18 protein-coding genes are annotated in these 22,693 nt (G+C 73.4%); 13 read left to right on the top strand and 5 right to left on the bottom strand.

Going from position 1 to position 22,693, the window contains the following annotated elements; genetic code table 11:
- Positions 1 to 12 precede the first annotated feature (12 nt).
- Positions 13 to 573, bottom strand: a complete 561-nt coding sequence (locus tag ACIQUQ_RS12890; protein ID WP_403974593.1) for a cysteine dioxygenase — start codon at positions 571 to 573, stop codon at positions 13 to 15.
- Between the two features lie 587 nt (positions 574 to 1,160).
- Between ACIQUQ_RS12890 and ACIQUQ_RS12885 the strand changes: the two genes are divergently transcribed.
- The 3 genes from ACIQUQ_RS12885 to ACIQUQ_RS12875 all read left to right on the top strand — a co-directional run bounded on the left by ACIQUQ_RS12885 (position 1,161) and on the right by ACIQUQ_RS12875 (position 6,979).
- A complete protein-coding gene (locus ACIQUQ_RS12885; RefSeq protein ID WP_003983763.1) occupies positions 1,161 to 1,424 on the top strand; it encodes a WhiB family transcriptional regulator in 264 nt (87 codons plus the stop codon).
- Positions 1,425 to 1,697: 273 nt separating this feature from the next.
- Positions 1,698 to 5,504, top strand: a complete 3,807-nt coding sequence (locus ACIQUQ_RS12880) for a glycosyltransferase (RefSeq protein WP_403974591.1) — start codon at positions 1,698 to 1,700, stop codon at positions 5,502 to 5,504.
- Positions 5,501 to 6,979, top strand: coding sequence for a DUF5719 family protein (locus ACIQUQ_RS12875; protein ID WP_403974588.1), 1,479 nt, complete (start codon positions 5,501 to 5,503; stop codon positions 6,977 to 6,979). The genes ACIQUQ_RS12880 and ACIQUQ_RS12875 overlap by 4 nt, the downstream gene beginning before the upstream one ends.
- A gap of 156 nt (positions 6,980 to 7,135) precedes the next feature.
- On the opposite strand, the gene ACIQUQ_RS12870 is transcribed toward ACIQUQ_RS12875, so the two are convergent.
- Positions 7,136 to 7,597 carry a metallopeptidase family protein gene (locus ACIQUQ_RS12870; protein WP_403974586.1) on the bottom strand — a complete coding sequence of 154 codons (462 nt, stop codon included), beginning with the start codon at positions 7,595 to 7,597 and terminating at the stop codon, positions 7,136 to 7,138.
- 311 nt (positions 7,598 to 7,908) lie between these two features.
- Here ACIQUQ_RS12870 and ACIQUQ_RS12865 point away from each other — a divergent pair, with 311 nt between their 5' ends.
- From ACIQUQ_RS12865 to ACIQUQ_RS12835, 7 genes are all read left to right on the top strand, one after another.
- The gene (locus ACIQUQ_RS12865) at positions 7,909 to 8,625 is read left to right on the top strand and encodes a zinc ribbon domain-containing protein (protein WP_403975109.1); all 717 of its coding nucleotides are present in this window, start codon (positions 7,909 to 7,911) and stop codon (positions 8,623 to 8,625) included.
- A 321-nt stretch (positions 8,626 to 8,946) separates the two neighbouring features.
- Positions 8,947 to 9,369 carry a DUF3499 domain-containing protein gene (locus tag ACIQUQ_RS12860; protein ID WP_403975107.1) on the top strand — a complete coding sequence of 141 codons (423 nt, stop codon included), beginning with the start codon at positions 8,947 to 8,949 and terminating at the stop codon, positions 9,367 to 9,369.
- 152 nt (positions 9,370 to 9,521) lie between these two features.
- Entirely contained in the window at positions 9,522 to 10,886 is a 1,365-nt protein-coding gene (locus tag ACIQUQ_RS12855; protein WP_403974583.1) for a phosphomannomutase/phosphoglucomutase, read from the top strand.
- A gap of 199 nt (positions 10,887 to 11,085) precedes the next feature.
- Positions 11,086 to 11,268: a Trm112 family protein gene (locus tag ACIQUQ_RS12850; protein ID WP_403974580.1), complete on the top strand. Its 183-nt coding sequence runs from the start codon at positions 11,086 to 11,088 to the stop codon at positions 11,266 to 11,268.
- Positions 11,269 to 11,311: 43 nt separating this feature from the next.
- Entirely contained in the window at positions 11,312 to 12,445 is a 1,134-nt protein-coding gene (locus ACIQUQ_RS12845; protein ID WP_403974578.1) for an SIS domain-containing protein, read from the top strand.
- A gap of 117 nt (positions 12,446 to 12,562) precedes the next feature.
- Positions 12,563 to 13,732 (top strand): mannose-6-phosphate isomerase, class I, encoded by a 1,170-nt coding sequence (gene manA, locus ACIQUQ_RS12840; protein WP_403974576.1) that lies wholly within the window; start codon positions 12,563 to 12,565, stop codon positions 13,730 to 13,732.
- Positions 13,733 to 13,804: 72 nt separating this feature from the next.
- Positions 13,805 to 14,734 (top strand): cation diffusion facilitator family transporter, encoded by a 930-nt coding sequence (locus ACIQUQ_RS12835; protein ID WP_403974574.1) that lies wholly within the window; start codon positions 13,805 to 13,807, stop codon positions 14,732 to 14,734.
- A 76-nt stretch (positions 14,735 to 14,810) separates the two neighbouring features.
- Here the strand turns inward: ACIQUQ_RS12835 and lepB are convergent, their stop codons facing one another.
- Both lepB and ACIQUQ_RS12825 read right to left on the bottom strand, forming a co-directional pair.
- Complete coding sequence (gene lepB / locus ACIQUQ_RS12830; RefSeq protein ID WP_403974571.1) at positions 14,811 to 15,503, bottom strand: signal peptidase I; 693 nt, start codon at positions 15,501 to 15,503, stop codon at positions 14,811 to 14,813.
- Between the two features lie 117 nt (positions 15,504 to 15,620).
- Positions 15,621 to 17,675, bottom strand: coding sequence for a fructose-specific PTS transporter subunit EIIC (locus tag ACIQUQ_RS12825; protein ID WP_403974569.1), 2,055 nt, complete (start codon positions 17,673 to 17,675; stop codon positions 15,621 to 15,623).
- Between the two features lie 344 nt (positions 17,676 to 18,019).
- On the opposite strand from ACIQUQ_RS12825, the gene ahcY reads away from it, so the two are divergent.
- Positions 18,020 to 19,456 carry an adenosylhomocysteinase gene (ahcY, locus tag ACIQUQ_RS12820; RefSeq protein ID WP_403974567.1) on the top strand — a complete coding sequence of 479 codons (1,437 nt, stop codon included), beginning with the start codon at positions 18,020 to 18,022 and terminating at the stop codon, positions 19,454 to 19,456.
- A gap of 127 nt (positions 19,457 to 19,583) precedes the next feature.
- Positions 19,584 to 20,204: a hypothetical protein gene (locus tag ACIQUQ_RS12815; protein WP_403974565.1), complete on the top strand. Its 621-nt coding sequence runs from the start codon at positions 19,584 to 19,586 to the stop codon at positions 20,202 to 20,204.
- Here ACIQUQ_RS12815 and ACIQUQ_RS12810 read toward each other — a convergent pair.
- A complete protein-coding gene (locus ACIQUQ_RS12810) occupies positions 20,201 to 21,247 on the bottom strand; it encodes an RDD family protein (protein WP_403974563.1) in 1,047 nt (348 codons plus the stop codon). The two genes, ACIQUQ_RS12815 and ACIQUQ_RS12810, sit on opposite strands and share 4 nt — an antisense overlap.
- A 120-nt stretch (positions 21,248 to 21,367) precedes the next feature.
- Between ACIQUQ_RS12810 and ACIQUQ_RS12805 the strand changes: the two genes are divergently transcribed.
- Positions 21,368 to 22,375 (top strand): stage II sporulation protein M, encoded by a 1,008-nt coding sequence (locus ACIQUQ_RS12805; RefSeq protein WP_403974561.1) that lies wholly within the window; start codon positions 21,368 to 21,370, stop codon positions 22,373 to 22,375.
- Positions 22,376 to 22,693: the final 318 nt, after the last annotated feature.

Below are 22,693 nucleotides of genomic sequence, written 5' to 3'. Positions count from 1 at the left end.
CCCCGCAGTTTGTCAGGCGCGGACGGTGTCCAGTGCGGCCGGGGAGCACTGCGAGGCGCCGGCGCCGCTCTCGTGCATCGGCATCTCGGTCAGGCCCGGGAAGTAGACGTGCAGGCTGACGGCGGGTTCGAGGGAGTCGTTGACGACCTCGTGGACGTACCCGGGGGCGAACACGCGCTGGGCGCCGGCCGCGAGCGTGCGGCGGCCGCGCTCGGTGCGCTCGGTCAACCCGCCCTGGAGGACGGTCAGCACGCCGGACGAGTCGCCGTGGTCGTGCAGTCCGCTGCCCTGTCCCGGCACCCAGCTGAGCAGCCAGACCTCGTAACCGGGGCCGGTGGTGAGGCGGTGGTACCAGCGGCTGGTGGCGTCGTACTCGACCAGGTGCTCCCACTGCGCGCGGTCGCCGGCGAGCGAGCGGGCCAGGCCGACGAAGTCGGCGACGGTGGCCGGGTGCTCCTTGGCGGGCTGGAGCAGGTGCTGGACGGCGAGGATGTCGCCCGCGATCTGGAGGTCGCTCTCCATCTGGAGGTCCATCTGGGGGGTTGTCTGGAGCGTGTTGCTGCTGCTGTTCATGTGCGGGGGTTCCTCGGCAGGAGTACGGGCTGTCGGGGTGTCGCAAGGACGGCTCTTCAACGAGCCGGACGGCTCGTACGCGAGCCAGGGGGAGAAAGCCGGACGCTCTACGGCATCAACAGCTGCAACAGCAACAGCGAACCAGGGCAGCGCTCAGGAGCCCGCGGAGGGGGCTCTCGGAGTGCGCTGCGTTCGCTGACATGAAAACAAGGAGAGCGGGTTTGGGAGGCGACTGTCAACCCAATGTCCGGTTTGCGGGAAAAGTTTCACCTCATCCGGTTACTGTGTGCGGAGAAAGGTTTGTGCAGACACGCCCAGGGCAAGTGCGGCTGCAACCCGGGCGCGTCGTGACGCGTCCGTTATGGGTGACGCTGCGGATGCCGGTGATGCATGTGGCATGTGTCACGATTTTTGGCGATATGAACACTTTCTGCATAGGCTTGGTTCCGCAGAGTGAATAAGGGGCCCAATAGCAGATCTCGGCTTGACTGGCCCGGATACGCACACTTGTAATTTCACTCGTGTCGTTCGGCCGGAAATCGGCGGCGGCAACATCACGGGGACGCGAAGACAGACGAGGGGCGCACATGACCGAGCTGTTTCAGGAACTGCTGGTCGAGGAGGCGGACGAGGAGCTCGGATGGCAGGAGCGCGCACTGTGCGCCCAGACCGATCCCGAATCCTTTTTCCCCGAGAAGGGCGGCTCGACCCGCGAGGCCAAGAAGGTCTGCCTCGCCTGTGAGGTCCGCTCCGAGTGCCTCGAATACGCCCTCGCGAACGACGAGCGCTTCGGCATCTGGGGCGGCCTGTCCGAGCGTGAGCGCCGCCGCCTGAAGAAGGCCGCCGTCTGACCGGAAACCGAAGCTTCCGCCACGCGCCTTGCCCCGCGTGACGGCGCATCGTACGAACCGAGATCCGTACAAGCCTCACAAACGCCACGAGCCGCCAGCGGCACCGGCCATACAGACCAGCGGTCCGCCTCCTGCCCCTTCCCCGCAGGAGGCGGACCGCTTTGTGCGCAGCCGTTAGTGTGGGGCGCTGTCCAGCAGCCTCCCGGGGCCCAGCCCCCCGGACCCTCCCCGGCCCCGCCCGGGGACCCCCCAGCCCGGAGGGCCCGTACCGCGATGTCCGTGCACAGCCACTCGACGGCCCCACATACGGCGGCCGCCGCCCCCGAGTTCCCGAGGCATGTCGTCACCGCGGTCCTGGTCGCGCACGACGGCGCCCGCTGGCTGCCCCAGGCGCTCGCCGGCCTGCAGAGCCAGGAACGGCCCGTCCAGAACCACGTCGCCGCCGACACCGGGAGCGCCGACGACTCCGCCCGCCTCCTCGCCGACGCCTTCGGCGACGACCGGGTGCTCCACCTGGCCCGCCGCACCGGCTTCGGCGCCGCCGTCGACGAGGCCGTGCGCACCGCGGGCGTCCTCACCCCCGAGGACCTCCCGTACCTGAAGCGCCCCAGCGGCTGGGACCCCGTCAGCCGCACCTGGCGCGACGATGCGTACGACCTCCCCGAACTGCCCCACGGCGAGCCCGTCCAGTGGCTCTGGCTGCTGCACGACGACTGCGCTCCCGAGCCGGACGCGCTCACCGAGCTGCTCCGCGTGGCCGAGGAGAACCCCGAAGCCGCCGTCATCGGCCCCAAGCTGCGCGGCTGGTACGACCGCAAGCAGCTGCTGGAGGCCGGCGTCAGCATCGCCCGCAGCGGCCGCCGCTGGACCGGCCTCGACCGCCGCGAACAGGACCAGGGCCAGCACGACGGCGTCCGCCCCGTCCTCTCCGTCTCCACCGCCGGCATGCTGATCCGCCGCGACGTCTACGAGGAGCTCGGCGGCTTCGACCGCCGCCTGCCCCTCATGCGCGACGACGTCGACCTGTGCTGGCGCGCCCACTCCGCCGGCCACGGCGTCCTCATCGCCCCCGACGCCGTCCTCCGGCACGCCGAGGCGTCCGCCCGCGAACGCCGCCCCATCGACTGCGCCGGCCGCTCGGTCGCCAGCCCCCACCGGGTCGACAAGTCCGGCGCCGTCTACGCGATGCTGGTCAACTCCCGCGCCGCCGCGCTCCCCTACGTCCTGCTGCGCCTCGTGCTCGGCACCCTCGTACGCACCCTCGCCTACCTCGTGGGCAAGGCCCCCGGCCAGGCCGTCGACGAGGTGCGCGGACTCCTGCGCACCCTCCTCGTGCCCGGCCGCATCCTCGGCGCCCGCCGCAGACGCGGCCGGTCCACGGTCCCCGCGGGCGAACTGCGGCCCCTGTTCCCGCCGCCCGGAGCCACCCTCCGCGCCACCGTCGAGCAGGTCGCCGGGTACTTCGGCAGCGGCTCCGACGACGCCTCCGGGGCGGGCCGCCACGGCGGTGCCGTCGAGTCGGGCCCCGGCGGCGACGACGCGGACTTCCTGGAGATCGAGCAGTTCGCCCGCCTGAAGCGGATCGCCCGCAAGCCCGCGCCCGTCCTCTTCGCCCTCCTGCTCGTCCTCTCCCTCGCCGCCTGCCGCGAACTCCTCAGCGGCGGCTCGCTGATGGGCGGCGCGCTGCTGCCCGCGCCCCCCGGCGCCTCCGGGCTCTGGAGCTCGTACCTCGACGCCTGGCACCCCGTCGGCACCGGCGGCACCGCCACCGCGCCGCCCTACCTCGCCGTCCTCGCCGCGCTCTCCGGGCTGCTCCTCGGCAGCACCCAGCTCGCGCTCACCGTGCTGCTGGTCTGCTCCGTGCCGCTGGCCGGCCTGACCGCGTACTTCGCCTCCCGGCCGCTCGTCGGGTCCCGGCTGCTGCGCGCCTGGGGCGCCGTCGCGTACGCCTTCCTGCCCGCAGTCACCGGAGCCCTCGCCGGCGGCCGCCTCGGCACCGCCGTGCTCGCCGTGCTGCTGCCGCTGCTCGCCCGGTCCGCCGTGGCCGCGTACGGCTTCGGCGGCTCCGACGGCGCCCGGGGCAGCTGGCGCGCGGTGTGGACGTACACCCTGCTCCTCACCCTCGCCACCGCCTTCACCCCCGTCGCCTGGCTGTTCGCGGCGGTCCTCGGGGTGGCCGCCCTCGTCGTCAACCGCTCGGCGCTCAAGACCTACGCGCCCCGCCTGCTCGCGAACCTGGCCGTCCCCCTCCTCGTCCTCGCCCCCTGGTCCCTGACCCTCCTCACCGACCCGGCCGCCCTCCTGCGCGAGGCCGGCCTGCCGTTCGGGACCGGCTCCGCGACCGCGCTCGACCTGCTCGGCATCAGCCCCGGCGGCCCCCGCACCGCGGGCGGCCTGCTGCTCGTCGGCGTCGTGCTCGCCGCCCTGGCCGCCCTGCTGCGCGAGGAGCGCGCCTTCACCGTCCGCGCGGCCTGGGCCGTCGCCCTGACCGGCCTGGCCGGTGCGGTGGTGCTCAACCGCGAGGGCTGGGCCGGACCCGCCACCCTCGTCTACGGCATCGCGCTGCTCACCGCCGCCGCCGTCGGCGCGGAGGGCGGACGCTCCCGGGTCGCCGCCCAGAGCTTCGGCTGGCGCCAGCCCCTCGCCGCCCTCATCGCCCTCGCCGCCGCGGCCGGGCCGCTGCTCGGCGCCGCGGGCTGGGTGATCAGCGGTGCCGCGGGCCCCGTCGAGCGCCGGGACCCGGTCCAGGTCCCCGCCTTCGTGGCCGAGGAGAGCCGCACCCGGGACCAGGCCCGCACCCTCGTCCTCGGCGGCGACTCGCCCGCCAAGGTCGCGTACACCCTCGTCCGGGGCTCCGGCGGACAGCTCGGCGACGCCGAGATCGCCACGGCCGCCGGCAGCGACGCCCGCCTCGACAAGGTCGTCTCCAACCTCGTGGCCGGCTCCGGCGCCGACCAGACCGACCAGCTCGGCGCCTTCGCCATCCGGTACGTGCTCGTCCGCGACGGCGCCCCCAAGCAGGTGGGCCGCGTGCTCGACGCCACCCCCGGCCTGAGCCGCCTCAGCCAGCTCGACGGCAGCGCCCTGTGGCGGGTGGACCGCCAGGTCGCCCGCGCCGTGATCATCTCCGGCAAGTCCGGCGACGACCCCATCCCGGTCGCCTCCGGACCGGTCGAGGCGCACACCGAGATCCCGGCCGGGCCCGCGGGCCGCGTGCTGCGCATCGCCGACACCGCCGCCCCCGGGTGGCACGCCACGCTCGACGGGCGCGAGCTGACGGCCAAGACCGTCGACGGCTGGGCCCAGGGCTTCGAACTCCCCGGCGACGGCGGCAGGCTCGACCTCGTGTACCGGGGCGACCTCGGCCACTCCGCCTGGCACTGGGCCCAGGGCTCGCTCGCCGTGGTCCTGCTGGTGATGGCCCTGCCGGGCCGCCGCCGGGAGCTGGACGACGACCTGCCGGAGGAGCCGGAGGCCCCCGCCGAGGGTGCCGACGGCACCGGCCGCCGCGCCCGCCGGCTGCGCGCCGAGGCCCAGGAGGCCGTGCCGGAGGCCGCCGCGTACGGCGAGACGGCCGACCCCTACGCCGCGGAGCCGTCGACCGACACCGCCGACGCCTTCGCGCCGGTTCCGCAGCAGCCGTCGTACGGCGAGTGGGACACCCCCGCCCCCGCGTACGCCGACCAGCCGGCCCAGGAGGCCGCCGGGTACGCGTACGGGCAGGGCGGGTACGAGGACCCCTTCGCCGGCACCCCGTACGAGCAGGGCGGCCAGGGCGGCTACCGGCAGGGCCCCGCGGAGACCCCGTACCAGGGCGGCTACCAGCAGCCCGGCTACGACCAGGGCTACCCCGGGACCCCGTACGGCACCGACGCCCAGGGCTACCCGTACGGCGGCGGCACCGGCCAGGAGGGGGCGTACGACGGGCAGACCGGCGCCGGCGCGTACGACCCGCACGGCCAGGACGGCGCGTACGGCCAGGACGGCGCGTACGGCCAGGACGGCGCCCCGTACGACCCCCACGGCCACGACCCCCACGGCCACGAGAACCGGCGTCCCGACGGGAGCACCCAGCAGTGAAGCGCGCACCCCTGACCCTCGCCGCCGTGGCCGCGGCCCTCGCGGCCGTCACCGGCATCGCCTCGTTCACCGCGCCCGGCGAGTCCGGCGGCACCAGCGCGAAGGCCGCCGTGCGGATGCCGGTCGAGCGGTCCGCGCTGCTGTGCCCCGCGCCCAGCGGCTCGGACGTCGCGGAGACCGCCTACACCTCGGTCACCCCCGCGGGGGGCTCCGGCCAGGCGTCCGCCGGCGGCAGGTCGAGCGCCCAGCTGCTCACCGCGGGCAAGACGGTCAAGCCGCTGCTCACCCTCAAGGAGCCCGGCAAGCCGGTGGCCGCCAAGGCCTCCGGTGCCGAGGCCCCGGCCCTGGCCGGCGCGGCCGAGGGCGCGCTCGCCCCGGGCTGGGCGGCGCAGCAGACCACGGTGGTCCCGGTCGGCTCCGCCCGCGGGGTGCTCGGAGTCGGCTGCTCGGCGCCCGACACGGACTTCTGGTTCCCCGGCGCGAGCACCGCCAAGACCCGGCAGGACTACCTGCACGTCACCAATCCCGACGACAGCACCGCCGTCGTCGACATCGAGCTGTACGGGCCGGACGGCAGGCTGAAGTCCGACTCCGGCGCGGGCGAAGGCATCCCGGTGCCCGCCAAGTCCTCCGTTCCGGTGCTCCTCTCCACGCTCACGACCACGCCGTTCGCGGACCTCACGGTGCACGTGACGACGCGCACCGGCCGGGTCGGCGCGGCCGTGCAGGTCCTGGAGGACGGCGTCGGCGCCGACTGGCTGCCCGCCTCCGCCGACCCCTCGGGCGCGCTGGTGCTGCCGGGCATCCCGGCCGACGCCACCTCCGTACGGCTGGTCGCCTTCGCCACCGGCGACGACGACGCGGACCTCACGGTGAAGCTGGCGGGACCGGGCGGCTCCATCTCCCCGGCCGGCCACGAGCAGCTGCACGTGAAGTCCGGCATGACGGCCGTGGCCGACCTCAAGGACCTCACCCGCGGGGAGGCCGGCTCGCTGGTGCTGGCCCCCGCCGACGCCGGGCACGCGGCGCCCGTGGTGGCCGCGCTGCGGGTGGTCCGGGGGACGGTCGAGAAGCAGGAGCTGGCGTTCGTGCCGGCCACCGGGCCGGTCGGCGACCGGGCGACCGCGGCCGACAACCGGGCGGCCGGGGGCACCCTGTCGCTGACCGCGCCGGGTGCGGAGGCCGTCGTCAAGGTCACCGCCTCCGCGGGCACCCAGGCCGGGGAGCCGGCCACGAAGACGTACACCGTGAAGGCGGGTGCGACGCTGGCCGTGCAGCCGCCCGTGCCGGCCGGGCTCAAGGGCTCGTACGCGCTCACCGTGGAGACCGTCTCGGGCGGCCCGGTGCACGCCGCGCGCACGCTGGCGCTGCCCGCCGACGGCATCCCGATGTTCACGGTCCAGACGCTGCCGGACGACCGGGGCACGGTGGCCGTGCCCGAGGCGGAGCAGGACCTGTCGGTCCTGGGCGGCTGACCGCGCGGGGTCCCGGGGTGCGGGCCCGCACCCCGGGTCCGGCCGCCCGTGCCGTACGGGAGCGGGTGCCCGGCACCGGGCCCGTCCTGCCGGGGCGCGGCCCGGGCGCGGGCAGGGCCGCGGCCCGGTGGTGCCGGCGCCCGCCCCGGGACCGGGTCAGTCCTGTCCGTACCGCGGGTCGACGGTCTCCGGGGACAGCCCGAGCAGCTCCGCGACCTGCTCGACGACGATCTCGTGCACCAGCAGGGCCCGCTCGTCGCGGTTCTTGGTGCGGATCTCCACCGGCCGCCGGTAGACCACGATCCGCGCCGGACCTCCCGCGCGCCCCTGGAACACCGCGCCCAGCGGCACCGCCTCGTCGTTCCAGCCGCTCTCCGGGCCGCCCGGCCGCGGCACCTCGGCCACCATGAACTCCACGTCGGCCAGCTGGGGCCAGCGGCGCTCCAGCCGCTCCACCGAGTCCTGGACCAGGTCGCCGAACAGCTCCGCGCGGCTCGCGGACAGCGGGACCTGCGGCGGCGCGACGGGCCCGCGCATCCCGCGGCCGTGCCGGTCGCGGCGGCGCGGACGGGGCTCGGAGGGGCGCTCGGCCGGCGGGGGCGGTACGGAACTGTCCATCACCGGAATTCTCCCAGGACGCCTCGTCCGTCAGGGACGGGTGGGGGTACCTCCCGCCTGCGGGGGACAACGGGGCCTTGGCGCGGAGGCGCGGAGCGCCGGAGTTCTCGTCGCATTCTGTTCTGACCTGCACTCTCTTCTGTTGTCAGTGGGGGCTGTTGGCTTGCGGGACATGGCGACGACAGGGTTGGCCGAGCAGGTGTACCGGGCATGCCGGGTACACCTTCCGGCTGCGCGTGTCGTCCGGTGCGCCGGCCCGGCTCGAAGGCGAGTGGGCGCGGTGCCGTTGGGTGTGGAACGAGTGCGTGGCGATGTCCCGCAAGGTCCACGCCCTGAACAAGACGGCCGAGCAGAAGATCACGTGTGGGCCGGCGCAGCCGGACAGCACGCTGACCGCGGCCCGGCAGCCGATGCGGCACAGAGCCGGGATGCCCCGCATCAAACGCAAGCGTGACGCACTTCCCACGCTGAACTGCACCACCGGCGGGTTCCGCCTCAGGGACGGCCGCCTGCACCTGGCCGGCGGGATCATCCTGACCGTGGTGTGGTCGCGCGGCCTGCCGTCCGCTCCGTCGAGTGTGCGGGTGTACCGGGACAGCCTCGGGCACTGGCACTGCTCCTTCGTCGTGGCCACCGAGGCCGAGCCGCTTCCCCCCACCGGCCGGGCGATCGGCATCGACTGGGGTGTGCGCGAGACCGCCACCACCACCTCCGGCACGCACGACCTCCCGCACGCCGAGCACGGGAAGACGGCCGCGCAGAAGCCGGCGCGCCACCAGCGGCAGATGGCCCGCCGCAGGACCCCGAAGACCCGGCCCGATACCAAGGGATACCGCGCGCACACCACCATGGACTGCGCCCGGTGCGGAGCGAGAGCCAAGCACGCACTCCCCCTCTCCGAGAGAACGTATTCGTGCACCGCATGCGGAGCCGAGTCCCCCAGGGACAGGAACTCCGCCCACGTGATGCTCACCCGGGCTGGTCTCAACCCGGCTAGTGCTGATCTTGTAAGTCCTGTCCGTGGCTGACGGCCGGGCGAAGTGAGCTGGGAATCCCCCCCCACCAGGGAGGGGAGGTTTCAATCACGCAGGGTAGCCCCCGACGCGCTCCCGGGGCCGGGTGATCCACGGCCCGCACGGCATGTCGGAGCTTGAACATTCCGGCCAAGCTTTCGATCGCTTCCGGAACCTCCCCTGACCGTCGACCTCGCCCTGATTGATGGGATTCGTACCGAGTGGTTACCGCGATCCGCGCCGGAGGTCGCCTCCCGGCCACCGCACCGTGCAGGTCAGGCCAGTTGCCGCCGGAGCCGGTATGGCCGAGATCACGCCACGACACGGGGGAGTGAGCTGGGGGAGAGTCGTCGCGGCCCGGTCAAGAGTGCGGTACCGTCCAACGTCGTGAGCCCTGTACGTCGCTGTTCGCGCACCGCGTGCGGCCGCCCTGCCGTCGCAACACTGACGTACGTCTACGCCGATTCGACCGCAGTCCTCGGCCCGCTCGCCACGTACGCCGAACCCCACTGTTACGACCTGTGCGCCGAGCACTCCGAGCGGCTGACCGCGCCGCGCGGCTGGGAGGTCGTACGCCTCTCCGACGGTTCCGCGCCCTCCCGCCCCAGCGGCGACGACCTCGAAGCGCTCGCCAACGCCGTGCGCGAGGCGGCCCGTCCGCACGAGCGGGCGGCCGAGGCGGGCGGCGGTTCCGGCCAGGGCGTGGTCTCCGAGACCCGCCGCGGCCACCTGCGCGTCCTGCGCTCGCCCGACTCCTGACGCGGGCCGGCTCCGGTACCCGACCCGGTCGGGCTCCCCCTCCCGGGGGATCGGCTCGAAACCGACGGGACTCCGACGGCCACCCCACAGTTCGCATCCATCTCCTGCGGGTAGGTTGGGGCGGACCACCCAGGAGCTCAGGAGGGCAGGCCGTGGCTGCTGATCTGTCGCAGATCGTCAAGGCGTACGACGTACGCGGGGTCGTCCCCGACCAGTGGGACGCATCGCTCGCCGAGCTGTTCGGCGCCGCGTTCGTCCGCGTCACCGGCGCCACGGCGATCGTCGTCGGCCACGACATGCGGCCCTCCTCGCCCGAACTGTCGGGCGCGTTCGCCCGCGGTGCGGCGGCCCAGGGCGCGGACGTCACCGAGATCGGCCTGTGCTCCACGGACCAGCTGTACTTCGCCTCGGGCCAACTGGACCTGCCCGGCGCGATGTTCACCGCCTCCCACAACCCCGCCCAGTACAACGGCATCAAGATGTGCCGGGCCGGCGCGGCCCCGGTCGGCCAGGACACCGGCCTGACCGAGATCCGCGAACTGGTCGAGGGCTGGCTGGACGGCGGCGCCCCCGAACCCGCCGCCACGACCGGCGGGATCACCCGCCGCGACACCCTCGACGACTACGCCGCACACCTGAAGTCCCTGGTGGACCTCGGCTCGATCCGGCCCCTCAAGGTGGTCGTCGACGCGGGCAACGGCATGGGCGGCCACACCGTGCCGACCGTCTTCGCGGGCCTCCCGCTGGACGTCGTGCCGATGTACTTCGAGCTGGACGGCACCTTCCCCAACCACGAGGCCAACCCCCTCGACCCGAAGAACATCGTCGACCTCCAGGCGCGCGTCCTCGCCGAGGGCGCCGACCTCGGCCTCGCCTTCGACGGCGACGCCGACCGCTGCTTCGTCGTGGACGAGCGCGGCGAGGGCGTCTCCCCGTCCGCGATCACCGCGCTCGTCGCGGCCCGCGAACTGGCCCGCCACGGCGGCTCCGGCACGGTCATCCACAACCTGATCACCTCCTGGTCCGTCCCGGAGGTCGTGCGCGAGCACGGCGGCACCCCGGTCCGCACCCGGGTCGGCCACTCCTTCATCAAGGAGGAGATGGCCCGCACCGGCGCGATCTTCGGCGGCGAGCACTCGGCGCACTACTACTTCAAGGACTTCTGGAACGCCGACACGGGCATGCTCGCCGCGCTGCACGTACTGGCCGCCCTCGGGGGCCAGGACGGGCCCCTGTCCGGCCTGGTGGCCGCGTACGACCGCTACGTCGGCTCCGGCGAGATCAACTCCACCGTCGCCGACCAGACGGCCCGCACGGCCGCCGTGAAGGCCGCCTTCGCGGACCTGCCGGACGCCACCGTCGACGAGCTGGACGGCCTGACGGTCTCCACCGCCGACTGGTGGTTCAACCTGCGCCCGTCCAACACCGAGCCGCTGCTCCGCCTGAACGTCGAGGCCCGGGACGCGGACACCCTCGCCCGCGTCCGCGACGAGGTGCTGGCGCTCGTCCGCGCGTGACGCCGTCACGGGGCCGGACACCACCCGTGACCGGCCCCGCACCGCACCGAGCACGGCCGGCCCCCGAGCCGGCCCCCGCGCCGCCCCCCTCCGCACCGCCCCCCGAGCCGCCCCCCGCACGGACCCCGCCGAGCCGCACCCGGCCGCGTCCGGCGGTACGCTGACCTGGCCCAAACCGCATGTTCGAAAGGGACACCCCATGCCGCTCGAAGCCGGCCTCCTGGAGATCCTCGCCTGCCCCGCGTGCCACGCGCCGCTGCGGGACGAGTCGGCCGCCGACACCCCCGAGCTGACCTGCACCGGCACGGACTGCGGCCTGGCCTACCCCGTACGCGACGGCATCCCCGTCCTGCTCGTGGACGAGGCCCGCCGCCCCGCCTGACCCCTGACCGGTGCCGTAGCCCCGACGGACGTGGGAGGCCCCCATGCTGGACGAGTCCCTGCTCGACGCCCCTGAGGCCCTCGGCAGGGCCGACCGCCGCGGACTGCTCCGCGGCGCCGCCGAAGCCGGGGCGCGGGTCCGCACCGCGGCCCGGCACGCCACCGAGGCGGGCCTGGCCGACCTCCGGCCCGACGGCCGCCCCCGGGCGGTCCTCATCGCCGGCCCCGGCACCGCGGCCACGGGCGTCGCGGACCTGCTGACCGCCCTCGCGGGCGCATCCGCGCCCGTGACCCGCCTGCACCCCACCGGAGTGGCCCCGGCCGCCGGGGCGCTGCGCTGGACGCTGCCCGGCTGGGCCGGGTCGGTCGACCTGCTGCTCATCGCCACCACCGACGGCTCCGAGCCCGGCCTCTCCGTCCTCGCGGAGCAGGCCTACCGGCGCGGCTGCACCGTCGTGGCCGTCGCCCCCGAGCGCTCGCCGCTCAGCGAGGCCGTCGGTGCCGCCCACGGGCTCGTCGTCCCGATGGCCAAGGCCCCGTACCAGGAGTACGACGACAGCGCCTCCGCCAGTCCCGGCGCGCTCTGGGCCCTGCTGACCCCGCTGCTCGTCCTCCTCGACAAGGTCGGCCTGATCTCCGCCGCCCCCGAGGAGCTCCAGAAGGTCGCCGACCGCCTCGACCACACCGCGGAGCGCTGCGGGCCCGCCATCGCCACGTACTCCAACCCGGCCAAGACCCTGGCCGCCGAGCTGGCCGACTCCCTGCCGCTCATCTGGACCGAGGGCGCGGCCGCCGGCCCCGCGGGCCGCCGCTTCGCCGCCGTGCTCGCCGAACTCGCCGGCCGCCCGGCGCTGGTCGCCGAACTGCCCATGGCCCTCCCCGCGCACGGCGTGCTGCTCTCCGGAGCATTCGCCGCCGGCGCGGATCCCGAAGACTTCTTCCGTGACCGGGTCGAGGAGCAACAGGCTCTGCACGCCCGGGTCGTCCTGCTGCGTGACCGGCCGGGCGGCGGACTCACCGCCGCACCCGCCGCACGCGAGCTCGCCCTCAGCCACGACACGGCCGTGAGCGAGCTCGAACCGGAGGAGGGCGGCGAGCTGGAGACGCTCGCCGAACTCCTCGCCGTCACGGACTTCGCCACCGCCTACCTGGCGCTGGCCTCAGGGGGACGTTCATGACGGGCGCAGCCGCGCATGAGCGGACGTACCCGACCGGGGGACCGGCCTGACCGGATCCCGGCCCGCGAGGCCAGGCCCGGTGGCCCGCCCCGGCTCCTCCTCCCAGGAAGACGACCGATGGACCGCCTCTCGAACACCGTCCGCCCCTACGCCTGGGGTTCCCCGACAGCCATCCCGGAACTGCTCGGCGTCACGCCGACGGGAGAGCCCCAGGCCGAGCTGTGGATGGGCGCCCACCCCGGTGCCCCCTCACGGGTGGACCGCGGCCGGGGCGAGACGGCCCTCTCGGAGCTGATCGCCGCCGACCCCGAGCGGGAGCTCGGCGCCGAGGCCGTCGCCAGGTTCGGCCCCCGGCTGCCCTTCCTCTTCAAGGTGCTCGCCGCGGGCGCGCCCCTCTCCCTCCAGGTCCACCCCGACCTCACCCAGGCCCGCGAGGGGTTCGCGGAGGAGGAACGGCGCGGCGTCCCCCTCGACGCCCCGCACCGGAACTACAAGGACGCCAACCACAAGCCCGAACTCGTCTGCGCGCTCACGCCCTTCGACGGTCTGTGCGGCTTCCGCGACCCGCTCAGGACCGCCGACCTGTTCGCCGCGCTGGAGGTCGACTCGCTCAAGCCGTACGTCGACCTGCTCCACGCCCACCCCGAGGACGCCGCCCTGCGCGAGGTCCTCACCGCCGTCCTCACCGCGGACCGCGCCGAGATGGCCCACACCGTCGCCGAGGCGAGCGCCGCCGTGGAACGCCTGGGCGGCGAGTACGCCCCGTACGCCAAGCTCGCCCACCACTACCCCGGCGACCCGGGCGTCATCGCCGCCATGCTGCTCAACCACGTGCGGCTCCAGCCCGGCGAGGCGATGTTCCTCGGCGCCGGCATCCCGCACGCGTACCTCGACGGGATGGGCGTCGAGCTGATGGCCAACTCCGACAACGTGCTCCGCTGCGGACTCACGCCCAAGCACGTCGACGTCCCCGAACTGCTGCGGGTCACGCGCTTCGAGGCCGGCGACCCGGCCGTACTGCGCCCGGAGGGCAACGGCGAGGAGGTGTACGACACCCCCATCGACGAGTTCCGCCTCTCGCGCCTGGTCCTCGCCCCCGGCTCCGCGCCCCGCCAACTCCCGGCCGTCACCCCGCAGATCCTGCTCTGCACGGCCGGCGCGCCCGTGGTCCGCGGGGAGTCGGCGGAGGAGGTGCTGGGCCCGGGCCGCTCGGTCTTCGTACCGGCGGGCGAAAAAGCCGAATTGTCCGGTACGGGCACGGTCTTCCGGGCCACCGTGGTGGTCTGACGTGGCGTTCCTCCCGACTGCTGCAACAATGTGCGGCCGAATCACCGGTCGGAGAAGGGACACCCTGCACCCATGAGCGCGTCAGGCGGAACCAAGGCGATCGTGGCGGCCCTCGCCGCCAACCTCGCCATCGCCGCAGCCAAGTTCGTGGCATTCATCTTCAGCGGCTCGTCGTCGATGCTCGCGGAAAGCGTCCACTCGCTCGCCGACTCCGGCAACCAGGGCCTGCTGCTGCTCGGCGGCAAGAAGGCCCAGCGGGAAGCGACGCCGCAGCACCCCTTCGGCTACGGGCGCGAGCGCTACATCTACGCCTTCCTCGTCTCCATCGTGCTGTTCTCGGTCGGTGGCATGTTCGCCATCTACGAGGGCTACGAGAAGATCAAGGACCCGCACGAGATCGAGCAGTGGTACTGGCCGATCGGCGTGCTCGTCTTCGCGATCATCGCGGAGAGCTTCTCCTTCCGCACCGCGATCAAGGAGTCGAACGAGCTGCGCGGCGGCCTGACCTGGATCCAGTTCGTCCGCCGCGCCAAGGCGCCCGAGCTGCCCGTCGTTCTCCTGGAGGACCTCGGCGCCCTGGTCGGTCTGGTCCTCGCCCTCGGCGGCGTCGGACTCGCACTGCTCACCGGCAACGGCGTCTGGGACGGCATCGGCACGCTCTGCATCGGCGTCCTGCTGATCGTCATCGCGATCATCCTGGCCGCCGAGACCAAGTCGCTGCTGCTCGGCGAGGCCGCCGGCGTCGAGGACGTCGAGAAGATCAAGGCCGCGATGGTCGACGGCGACACCGTCACCCGACTCATCCACATGCGCACGCTCCACCTCGGCCCGGAGGAGCTGCTGGTCGCCGCCAAGATCGCGGTCAAGCACGACGAAACCGCCGCCGAGGTCGCCGACGCCATCAACGCCGCGGAGGAGCGGATCCGGGCGGCCGTGCCGATCGCCCGCGTCATCTACCTGGAGCCGGACATCTACCAGGAGCGGGCCGCGGCCGCCCAGTAGCACCGCCGTCCGGCAGACCGGGGCCCCCGCAGGCGACTTCCGCCCGCGGGGGCCCCGGCCGTTTCCCCCGCGATCCTCAGGGGCCCACCCAGACGGGCACGTCCGGCACCTGTCGGGCCGCCCGCCGGCGCAGCACGAGCGCCGCGGTCCCCAGCCCGCCGCCGACGAGCGCGACGACCACGCCCAGGACCATCAGGCCGCCCGCCACGATCACCCCGGTCGGCCGGTCGACCGCCTTGCCCTTCACCGCCGCCAGCGGCACGCTGCCCCGGCCCTCGTCGTCCAGGTGCATGGACGAGTCGTAGGAGTTGCCCCGGTTGTCGCCCATCAGGAAGACCCGCCCCTCCGGCACGGTCACGTCGAAGGACACGGTCGCCGCCACCTCGGGGTCCATGAGGTACGGCTCGTCCAGCGGCCGCCCGTTGAGCGTCAGCGCCCCGCCGCGCCCGTCGTACGCGATCCGGTCGCCGCCCACGGCGACCACCCGCTTCGCGATCGGTGCGTCCGGCACCCAGTCCGTCTCGACGAGCACGACGTCCCCGCGCCGGACCGGCTGCTGCTCGGCACCGCCCATGGCGAACCATTGCACCTCGCCCGGCTCCAGCGTCGGCCGCATGCTGTCGCTGGAGATGTCGTACTTCTTGACGACGAGCTCCTGCCCGGCCACCAGCGCTCCGGCCCCGGCCCCGCCCACCAGCAGCACCCCGGCCAGCAGCAGCGCGACCCCCGCGATCCCGAGCCTCCGGCCCGGCCTCCGCCCCGTGTTCACGACGTCCCCTCCCTGAAGTGGATCAGCGTGCCGGGATCGTACGGAACCCGCGGGTCCGGTAAGCGGCCGGGCCCCGTACCTGGGCGGTACGGGGCCCGGTGGGCGTTTCGCGCGTGGCTACCGGATCTCGCGCAGCACGTCGAGGACCGCGGGCTCGTCCGGCGCGGTCCCGAGCCGCTCCCGGAAGTCCGCGTCCATCAGCTTGCGCGACAGCAGGGCCAGGATCCGCAGGTGCTCGTCCCCGGCGGCCGCCTCCGGTACGGAGATCATGAAGACCAGCCGGGCCCGCGTACCGTCCAGGGCACCCCACTCGATGCCCTCGGCGGACCGGGCGAAGCCCACCGTCGGCCGGCTCACCGCGTCGGTCTTGGCGTGCGGGATGGCGATGGACTCGCCCAGGCCCGTGGTGCCCTGGGCCTCGCGGGCCAGCGCCACCCGCACCAGCTCGTCGACGTCCCGGACGTTGCCCGTGGCCGCCAGCATCTCGGCCATCTCCCGGATCGCGGCCTCCTTGGAGTCCGCGGCCAGCTCCGTCCTGACGGTCCGCTCGGTCAGGTAGCCGGAGAGCACCTCGGGCCTGGTGTCCACGGCGGCAGCGGCGGGCGCACCCGCCGGGGCGGCGGTGGCGGTCGCGGTGACCGTGCCGGCCCCGACGGCCGGACCGGCGCCCACGCCCACGCCCGCGCCGGCCGGCGCCGGCCCGGGGGCGGGGGAGACGACCGGAACCGCAGCGGCCGTGCCCTCCCGGCGGCGCTTGAGGTCGATCAGCGCGTTGGTGGCCAGCGCGGTGACGACCGTACCCGCGGCGATGGCCACGAAGAACATCGCGACCCCGCTGACCGCGCCGAAGAGCGCGACGACCGGACCGCCGTGCGGCACGGAGTCCTCGACCCCGGCGAGACCCGCGAGCGCACCGGCCACCGCACCGCCGAGCATGTTCGCCGGGATCACCTGGGCCGGCCGCGCCGCGGCGAACGGGATGGCGCCCTCCGAGATGCCGAAGAAGCCCATGAACAGCGCCGCGATGCCGGTCTCGCGCTCCTGGTCCGAGTAGAGCCTGCGGCGCAGCAGCGTGGCCAGGCCCTGCCCGAGCGGCATCACGGGGATCGCCGCGGCGGCCATGCCCATCACGGCGTTGTTGGTGCCGATGAGACCCACCGCGACCAGGAAGGCCGTCTTGTTGACCGGGCCGCCCATGTCGAAGGAGATCATCAGGCCGATGATGGCGCCCAGCACGACCGCGCTGGAGCCCGTCATGCCGTTGAGCCAGTCGGTCAGGTGCACGAACACCCAGGAGATGGGCCGGCCGATGACGTAGACGTAGAGCAGGCCGAGGGTCAGCGTCGACAGGATCGGGATCACGATGATCGGCATGATCGGCTGGACGAACCGGGGAACCTTGACCTTCTTGATCCAGACCACGAGGTAGCCGGCCAGGAAACCGGTCGCGATGGCGCCGAGGAAGCCCGCGTTCGCCTCCGCCCCGTAGATGTTCACCGCGTCGGCGGCCAGGAAGCCGCCGATCATGCCGGGCACGAGGGCGGGCCGGTCGCCGAGGGCGTACGCGATGTACCCGGAGAAGATCGGCAGCATCAGCTTGAAGCCGAGACCGCCGAGGGCGTTCACGTAGAACCAGAAGGAGCCCTCGTCGAAGACGATGCCCTTCGACGTGGTGTGGCCGCCCAGCGCGATGGAGACCGCCAGCAGCAGACCGCCCACCACGACGAACGGGATCATGTGCGAGACGCCGTTCATCAGCGCCTTGTACGCGGCGCTGCGCTCCCGGCCGCCGCCCCCGCCGGCCGCCCCGGCCGAGCCCTCCGCCTGGACCGGCGCGCCCTGCACCCGCGCGATCAGCTCCTCCGGCCGGTGGATGCCGTCGGCGACCCCGGCCGACAGGACCCGCTTGCCGGCGAAGCGGTCGCGGTCCACTTCCTTGTCGGCGGCGATGATGACGCCGTCCGCCTCTCTGACATCGTTGTCAGAGAGCACGTTCTCGGCGCCGATGGAGCCCTGCGTCTCCACCTTCATGTCGACGCCCAGGCGGTCGGCGGCCTGCTGGAGCTTCTCCGCCGCCATGTACGTGTGGGCGATCCCGGTGGGGCACGCGGTGACGGCGAGCAGCTTCAGGCGCTTCTGCCCTCCCCCGGAAGGGCCGGCCGGACTGGTCAATGGAATCTCCTCACGCCGCGTGGTGGTGCTGCGCGACCGCGCGAGCGGCGCGGTCCACCCAGCATCCTCCCCCGCCTAAGGGGCGGATCAAAAGTCCGAAAGGCCCGAAACCGGCACGCCGGAAGGCCTGAAGTCGCACGGCGACGTGTCGCCCGGTCGGCTGGGGCGCGCTGGGCCGATCGGTGTAGATTCGTAAGCGGTGTCAGACGTCGCTGCTGATGGCGGGTCGGGCGATCCTCGTGATCGGCCGAGGGGAGAGAGGACCTCCGACGGACTGCGCTGGTGCGCCCCCGAGGTGCACGGCTCAGCCGTACCCACCCTCTCCAACCTGAGGAGCAGCACGCATGGACTTCAAGGTCGCCGACCTCTCCCTCGCGGCGTTCGGCCGCAAGGAGATCACGCTCGCCGAGCACGAGATGCCCGGCCTGATGTCGATCCGCAAGGAGTACGCCGCCGCGCAGCCCCTGGCGGGCGCCCGCATCACCGGCTCGCTGCACATGACCGTGCAGACCGCCGTCCTGATCGAGACCCTGGTCGCCCTCGGCGCCGAGGTCCGCTGGGCCTCCTGCAACATCTTCTCCACCCAGGACCACGCGGCCGCCGCCATCGCCGTCGGCCCGAACGGCACCCCGGACAGCCCGCAGGGCGTCCCGGTCTTCGCCTGGAAGGGCGAGACGCTGGAGGAGTACTGGTGGTGCACGGAGCAGGCGCTGACCTGGCCGAACACCCCCACCGGCGGCCCGAACATGATCCTGGACGACGGCGGTGACGCCACCCTCCTGGTCCACAAGGGCGTCGAGTTCGAGAAGGCCGGCCAGGCCCCGGACCCGTCCACGGCGGACTCCGAGGAGTACGGCCACATCCTCACGCTGCTGAACCGCACCCTCGCGGAGTCCCCGCAGAAGTGGACGCAGCTGGCCTCCGAGATCCGCGGCGTCACCGAGGAGACCACCACGGGCGTCCACCGCCTGTACGAGATGATGGCCGAGGGCACCCTGCTCTTCCCGGCGATCAACGTGAACGACGCCGTCACCAAGTCGAAGTTCGACAACAAGTACGGCTGCCGCCACTCGCTCATCGACGGCATCAACCGCGCCACCGACGTCCTCATCGGCGGCAAGGTCGCGGTCGTCTGCGGCTACGGCGACGTCGGCAAGGGCTGCGCCGAGTCCCTCCGCGGCCAGGGCGCCCGCGTCGTCATCACCGAGATCGACCCGATCTGCGCGCTGCAGGCGGCGATGGACGGCTACCAGGTCACGACGCTGGACGAGGTCGTCGAGACGGCCGACATCTTCATCACGACCACGGGCAACAAGGACATCATCATGGCCTCGGACATGGCCAAGATGAAGCACCAGGCGATCGTGGGCAACATCGGCCACTTCGACAACGAGATCGACATGGCCGGCCTCGCCAAGGTCGACGGCATCGTGAAGGACGAGGTCAAGCCGCAGGTCCACACCTGGACCTTCCCGGACGGCAAGGTCCTCATCGTCCTGTCCGAGGGCCGCCTCCTCAACCTGGGCAACGCGACCGGCCACCCGTCGTTCGTGATGTCGAACTCCTTCGCGGACCAGACCCTGGCCCAGATCGAGCTCTTCACCAAGCCGAACGAGTACCCGACCGACGTCTACGTGCTCCCGAAGCACCTCGACGAGAAGGTCGCCCGCCTGCACCTCGACGCCCTGGGCGTGAAGCTCACGACCCTCCGCCAGGAGCAGGCCGACTACATCGGTGTCAAGGTCGAGGGCCCGTACAAGCCGGACCACTACCGCTACTGAGCCGGCCCCGGTACGCCGTACCGGACCGGCCCCGCAGCACCCAGCACAACAGGCAGGCCCCCCGCACCCCGTGCCGGGGGCCTGCCCCGTATCCGGAGCCCCACCCCGAGAGTTCTGAGGCCAACCCATGCCCCGCGGCCGTTATTCGCTGCACGACCCGCACGACCACACCCCCCTCGGCGAAGAGCACTTCCACTGCGCGCCCGGCTCCTCAGGCTGGCGCTACGTCTCCCAGCTCACCAGCCCCTCCGGGGACCACCGCGGCTCCGTCGACCTGACCATCGACGCCCTCGGCCGCCCCATCCGCCTCGAACTCCACGCCGCGAGCTGGCAGGTCCGCGGCGCCGCCCTCGAAGGCGTCACCTGGGTACGCACCGACCCCACCGGCACCGAGGCGACCGAGGGCAACGTCCCCGCCCACGCCTTCACCGGCACCTCCCCGGCCTTCCTCGTGGCCACCGCCCGCCTGCTGCGCCTCGCTCCCGGCGACCCGGCGAAGCGCGTACGCCTCGTCGCCTTCACCGACCCCGTCCTCGCCCCCCGCACCCTGGACCAGGCATGGGCCCTGCTCCGCAGCGAGGCGCACACCACCGACAGCGGGCCGCTCATGGTGGACGAGTACCAGGTCAGCGAGCTGGACACGGGCGAGCAGCACACCGTGCACATCGCCGGCGACGTGGTCCTCTCCGCACCCGGCATCGAGCTGGAGGACCTCGAAACCCCGCCCTCGCAGTTCCCGCCCGACTAGGCCGGCGGCGCGAACCCGGTGGCGGGCCGCTCGGGCGCGGACGCCTCGGCCGGGGGAGCGGCGGACACGGCCGGAGCCTGCGACACCACCGGAGGCACCACCCCGCCCGGGGGCGCGTACGAAGCAGGCGGGCCGTAAGGCGCGGGCGGGCCGTACGAAGCAGGCGGGCCGTACGGCGCGGGCGGCGCCTGGACCCCAGGCGCCGCGAACGGCCCCGGCGCCTGGGCGACCGGCGCCGCGTACGGCGCACCCGCCCCCGGCACGTGCGGGCCCGGAGTCACCTGCCCCACGCCGCCGTCCCCGAAGGCACGCCGCGCGTCCCGCTCGCGGCGCTCGTGCACCACGGCCGCCAGGTAGGCCGCCGCCGGCACCCCGGGAGGCGCGGGAGTACCCGTACACGCCACGAGGTCGTCACCGAGCCGCGCCGCCATCGAAGCGCTGACGTGCGGATCCAGCTGGTTCATCCGCGTCAGGTACTGGCGGATCGCCAGCCACAGCCCCTCCGGCACGGCCGAGAGGTCCAGCTGCGTGAACCGCCCGGCCAGCCAAGGCGGCGGAGGCGGTACGTACGCCGCCCGCGCGCCCGGCACCCGCTCGCGCACCACCAGCGTCCCCGCGAACACGTCCCCGACCCGCCGGCCCCGTGCCGAGACCAGCGACGCGATGATCGCCACCACCCCGAAGGTCATCAGCAGCTCGACCACGCCCATCGCCCCGCGCACGAGCGCGTGCCGGAACCGGATCGGCCCGCCGTCGTCCCGCACCACCCGCAGTCCGCAGACCAGCTTTCCCAGGGACCGGCCCCGGCTCAGCGTCTCCACCGCGATCGGGACCCCGACCAGCACGAGCAGGAACAGCGCGATCGAGATCGCCATCTGCGCCGCCTCGTCGAGCGAGGAGGTCGCGGCCACCACGCCCGTCGTCACGACCAGGAACACCGCCCACTGCACCGCAAGGTCGATCACGATGGCCAGAGCCCGGCTCGGCAGCCGCGCGGGCCGAAGTCCGAGGACGACCGCGTCGCCCGTCACCAGATCGCTCACCGATGCCCACCCTCCAAGCCGTGCCCCTTGGTCGACAAGTCTGCCAAGCTGACGTTCGTACGGTCAGCACCCGGGGCGGTACGCGAAGAACAACGGACCGCAGCGGGGAGCAGCAGCCGGATGGACCTCGACGTCTTCGTCACCGCCCACCAGGCCGAATGGCACCGTCTTGAGCAACTGCTCCGCCGCGGCCGGAAGCTGACCGGCGCCGAGGCCGACGAACTCATCGCGCTCTACCAGCGCACGGCCACCCACCTCTCCCTGATCCAGTCCAGCGCGCCGGACCCGATGCTCACCGGACGCCTGACCCAGCTCGTCGCGCGCGCCCGCGCCACGGTCACCGGCACCCGCCGCGCCACCTGGCGCGACGCCGCCCGCTTCTTCACCGAGGGCTTCCCGGCCGCCGTGTACCGCAGCCGCCGCTGGTGGGTGCCCACGGCGCTGCTCTCGATCGCCCTCGGCGCGCTGATCGGCTGGTGGATCGCGGCGCACCCCGAGGTTCAGGCCGCCATCGGCGCCCCGACGGAGCTGCGGGAGATGACCAAGCCGGGCGGTGCCTACGAGACGTACTACTCCAGCCACCCGGCGACCTCCTTCGCCGCCCAGGTGTGGACGAACAACGCCAGGGCCGCCGCCATGTGCCTGGTCCTGGGCGCCTTCCTGGGCCTCCCGGTGCTCTGGATCCTCTTCCAGAACATGCTCAACCTCGGCGTCGCGATCGGTCTGATGGGTTCGGCCGGCCGCCTGGACACGCTCCTCGGCCTGCTGCTCCCGCACGGCCTGCTGGAGCTGACGGCCGTGTTCGTCGCCGCGGGTACGGGCCTCCGCCTCGGCTGGACGGTCATCGACCCGGGCCCCCGCACCCGGCGGGTGGCCCTGGCCGAGCAGGGCCGCGCGGCCCTGGGCATGGCCATGGGCCTGGCGGTGGTGCTGTTCCTGTCCGGGATCATCGAAGCCTTCGTCACCCCCTCCGGCCTGCCGACCTGGGCCCGCATCGGCATCGGCGTCCTGGCCGAGGCCCTGTTCCTGGTCTACGTGTGGGTGCTGGGCGGACGGGCCGCGAAGGCGGGCGAGACGGGTGACCTGCAGGCCGCTGACCAGAGCTCATCACTGCCCGTCGCGGCCTGATGTGCGTACAAGCCCGTTGAGCTGCTAGTCTCCTCTTCGTCCCGCAAAGACCGTTGACACGGTCCGCGTGGGGAGGTAGATTCGAACGGTTGCCTCGAACTGGACAGTTCGACCGCGACGGTCTAATATCTCTCTCGCTCCCAGATGGAATTCGAATTCCACGGTAGGAGCACACCCCGACTCCTTTATCGGATCGCGAAGCCGGAAAAACCCGGTGGAAAACATCTGATAGAGTCGGAAACGAAGGAAGCGCCCGGAGGGCCCGGAAACGGGAACAAAGGAAGCGACCGCACCTTGAGAACTCAACAGCGTGCCAAA

It is taken from the genome of Streptomyces sp. NPDC101118, from assembly GCF_044759445.1.
Taxonomy (GTDB): Bacteria; Actinomycetota; Actinomycetes; order Streptomycetales; family Streptomycetaceae; genus Streptomyces.
The sequence above is the reverse complement of the archived record's forward strand: the minus strand, read 5'-3'. Positions and strand labels throughout refer to the sequence as shown.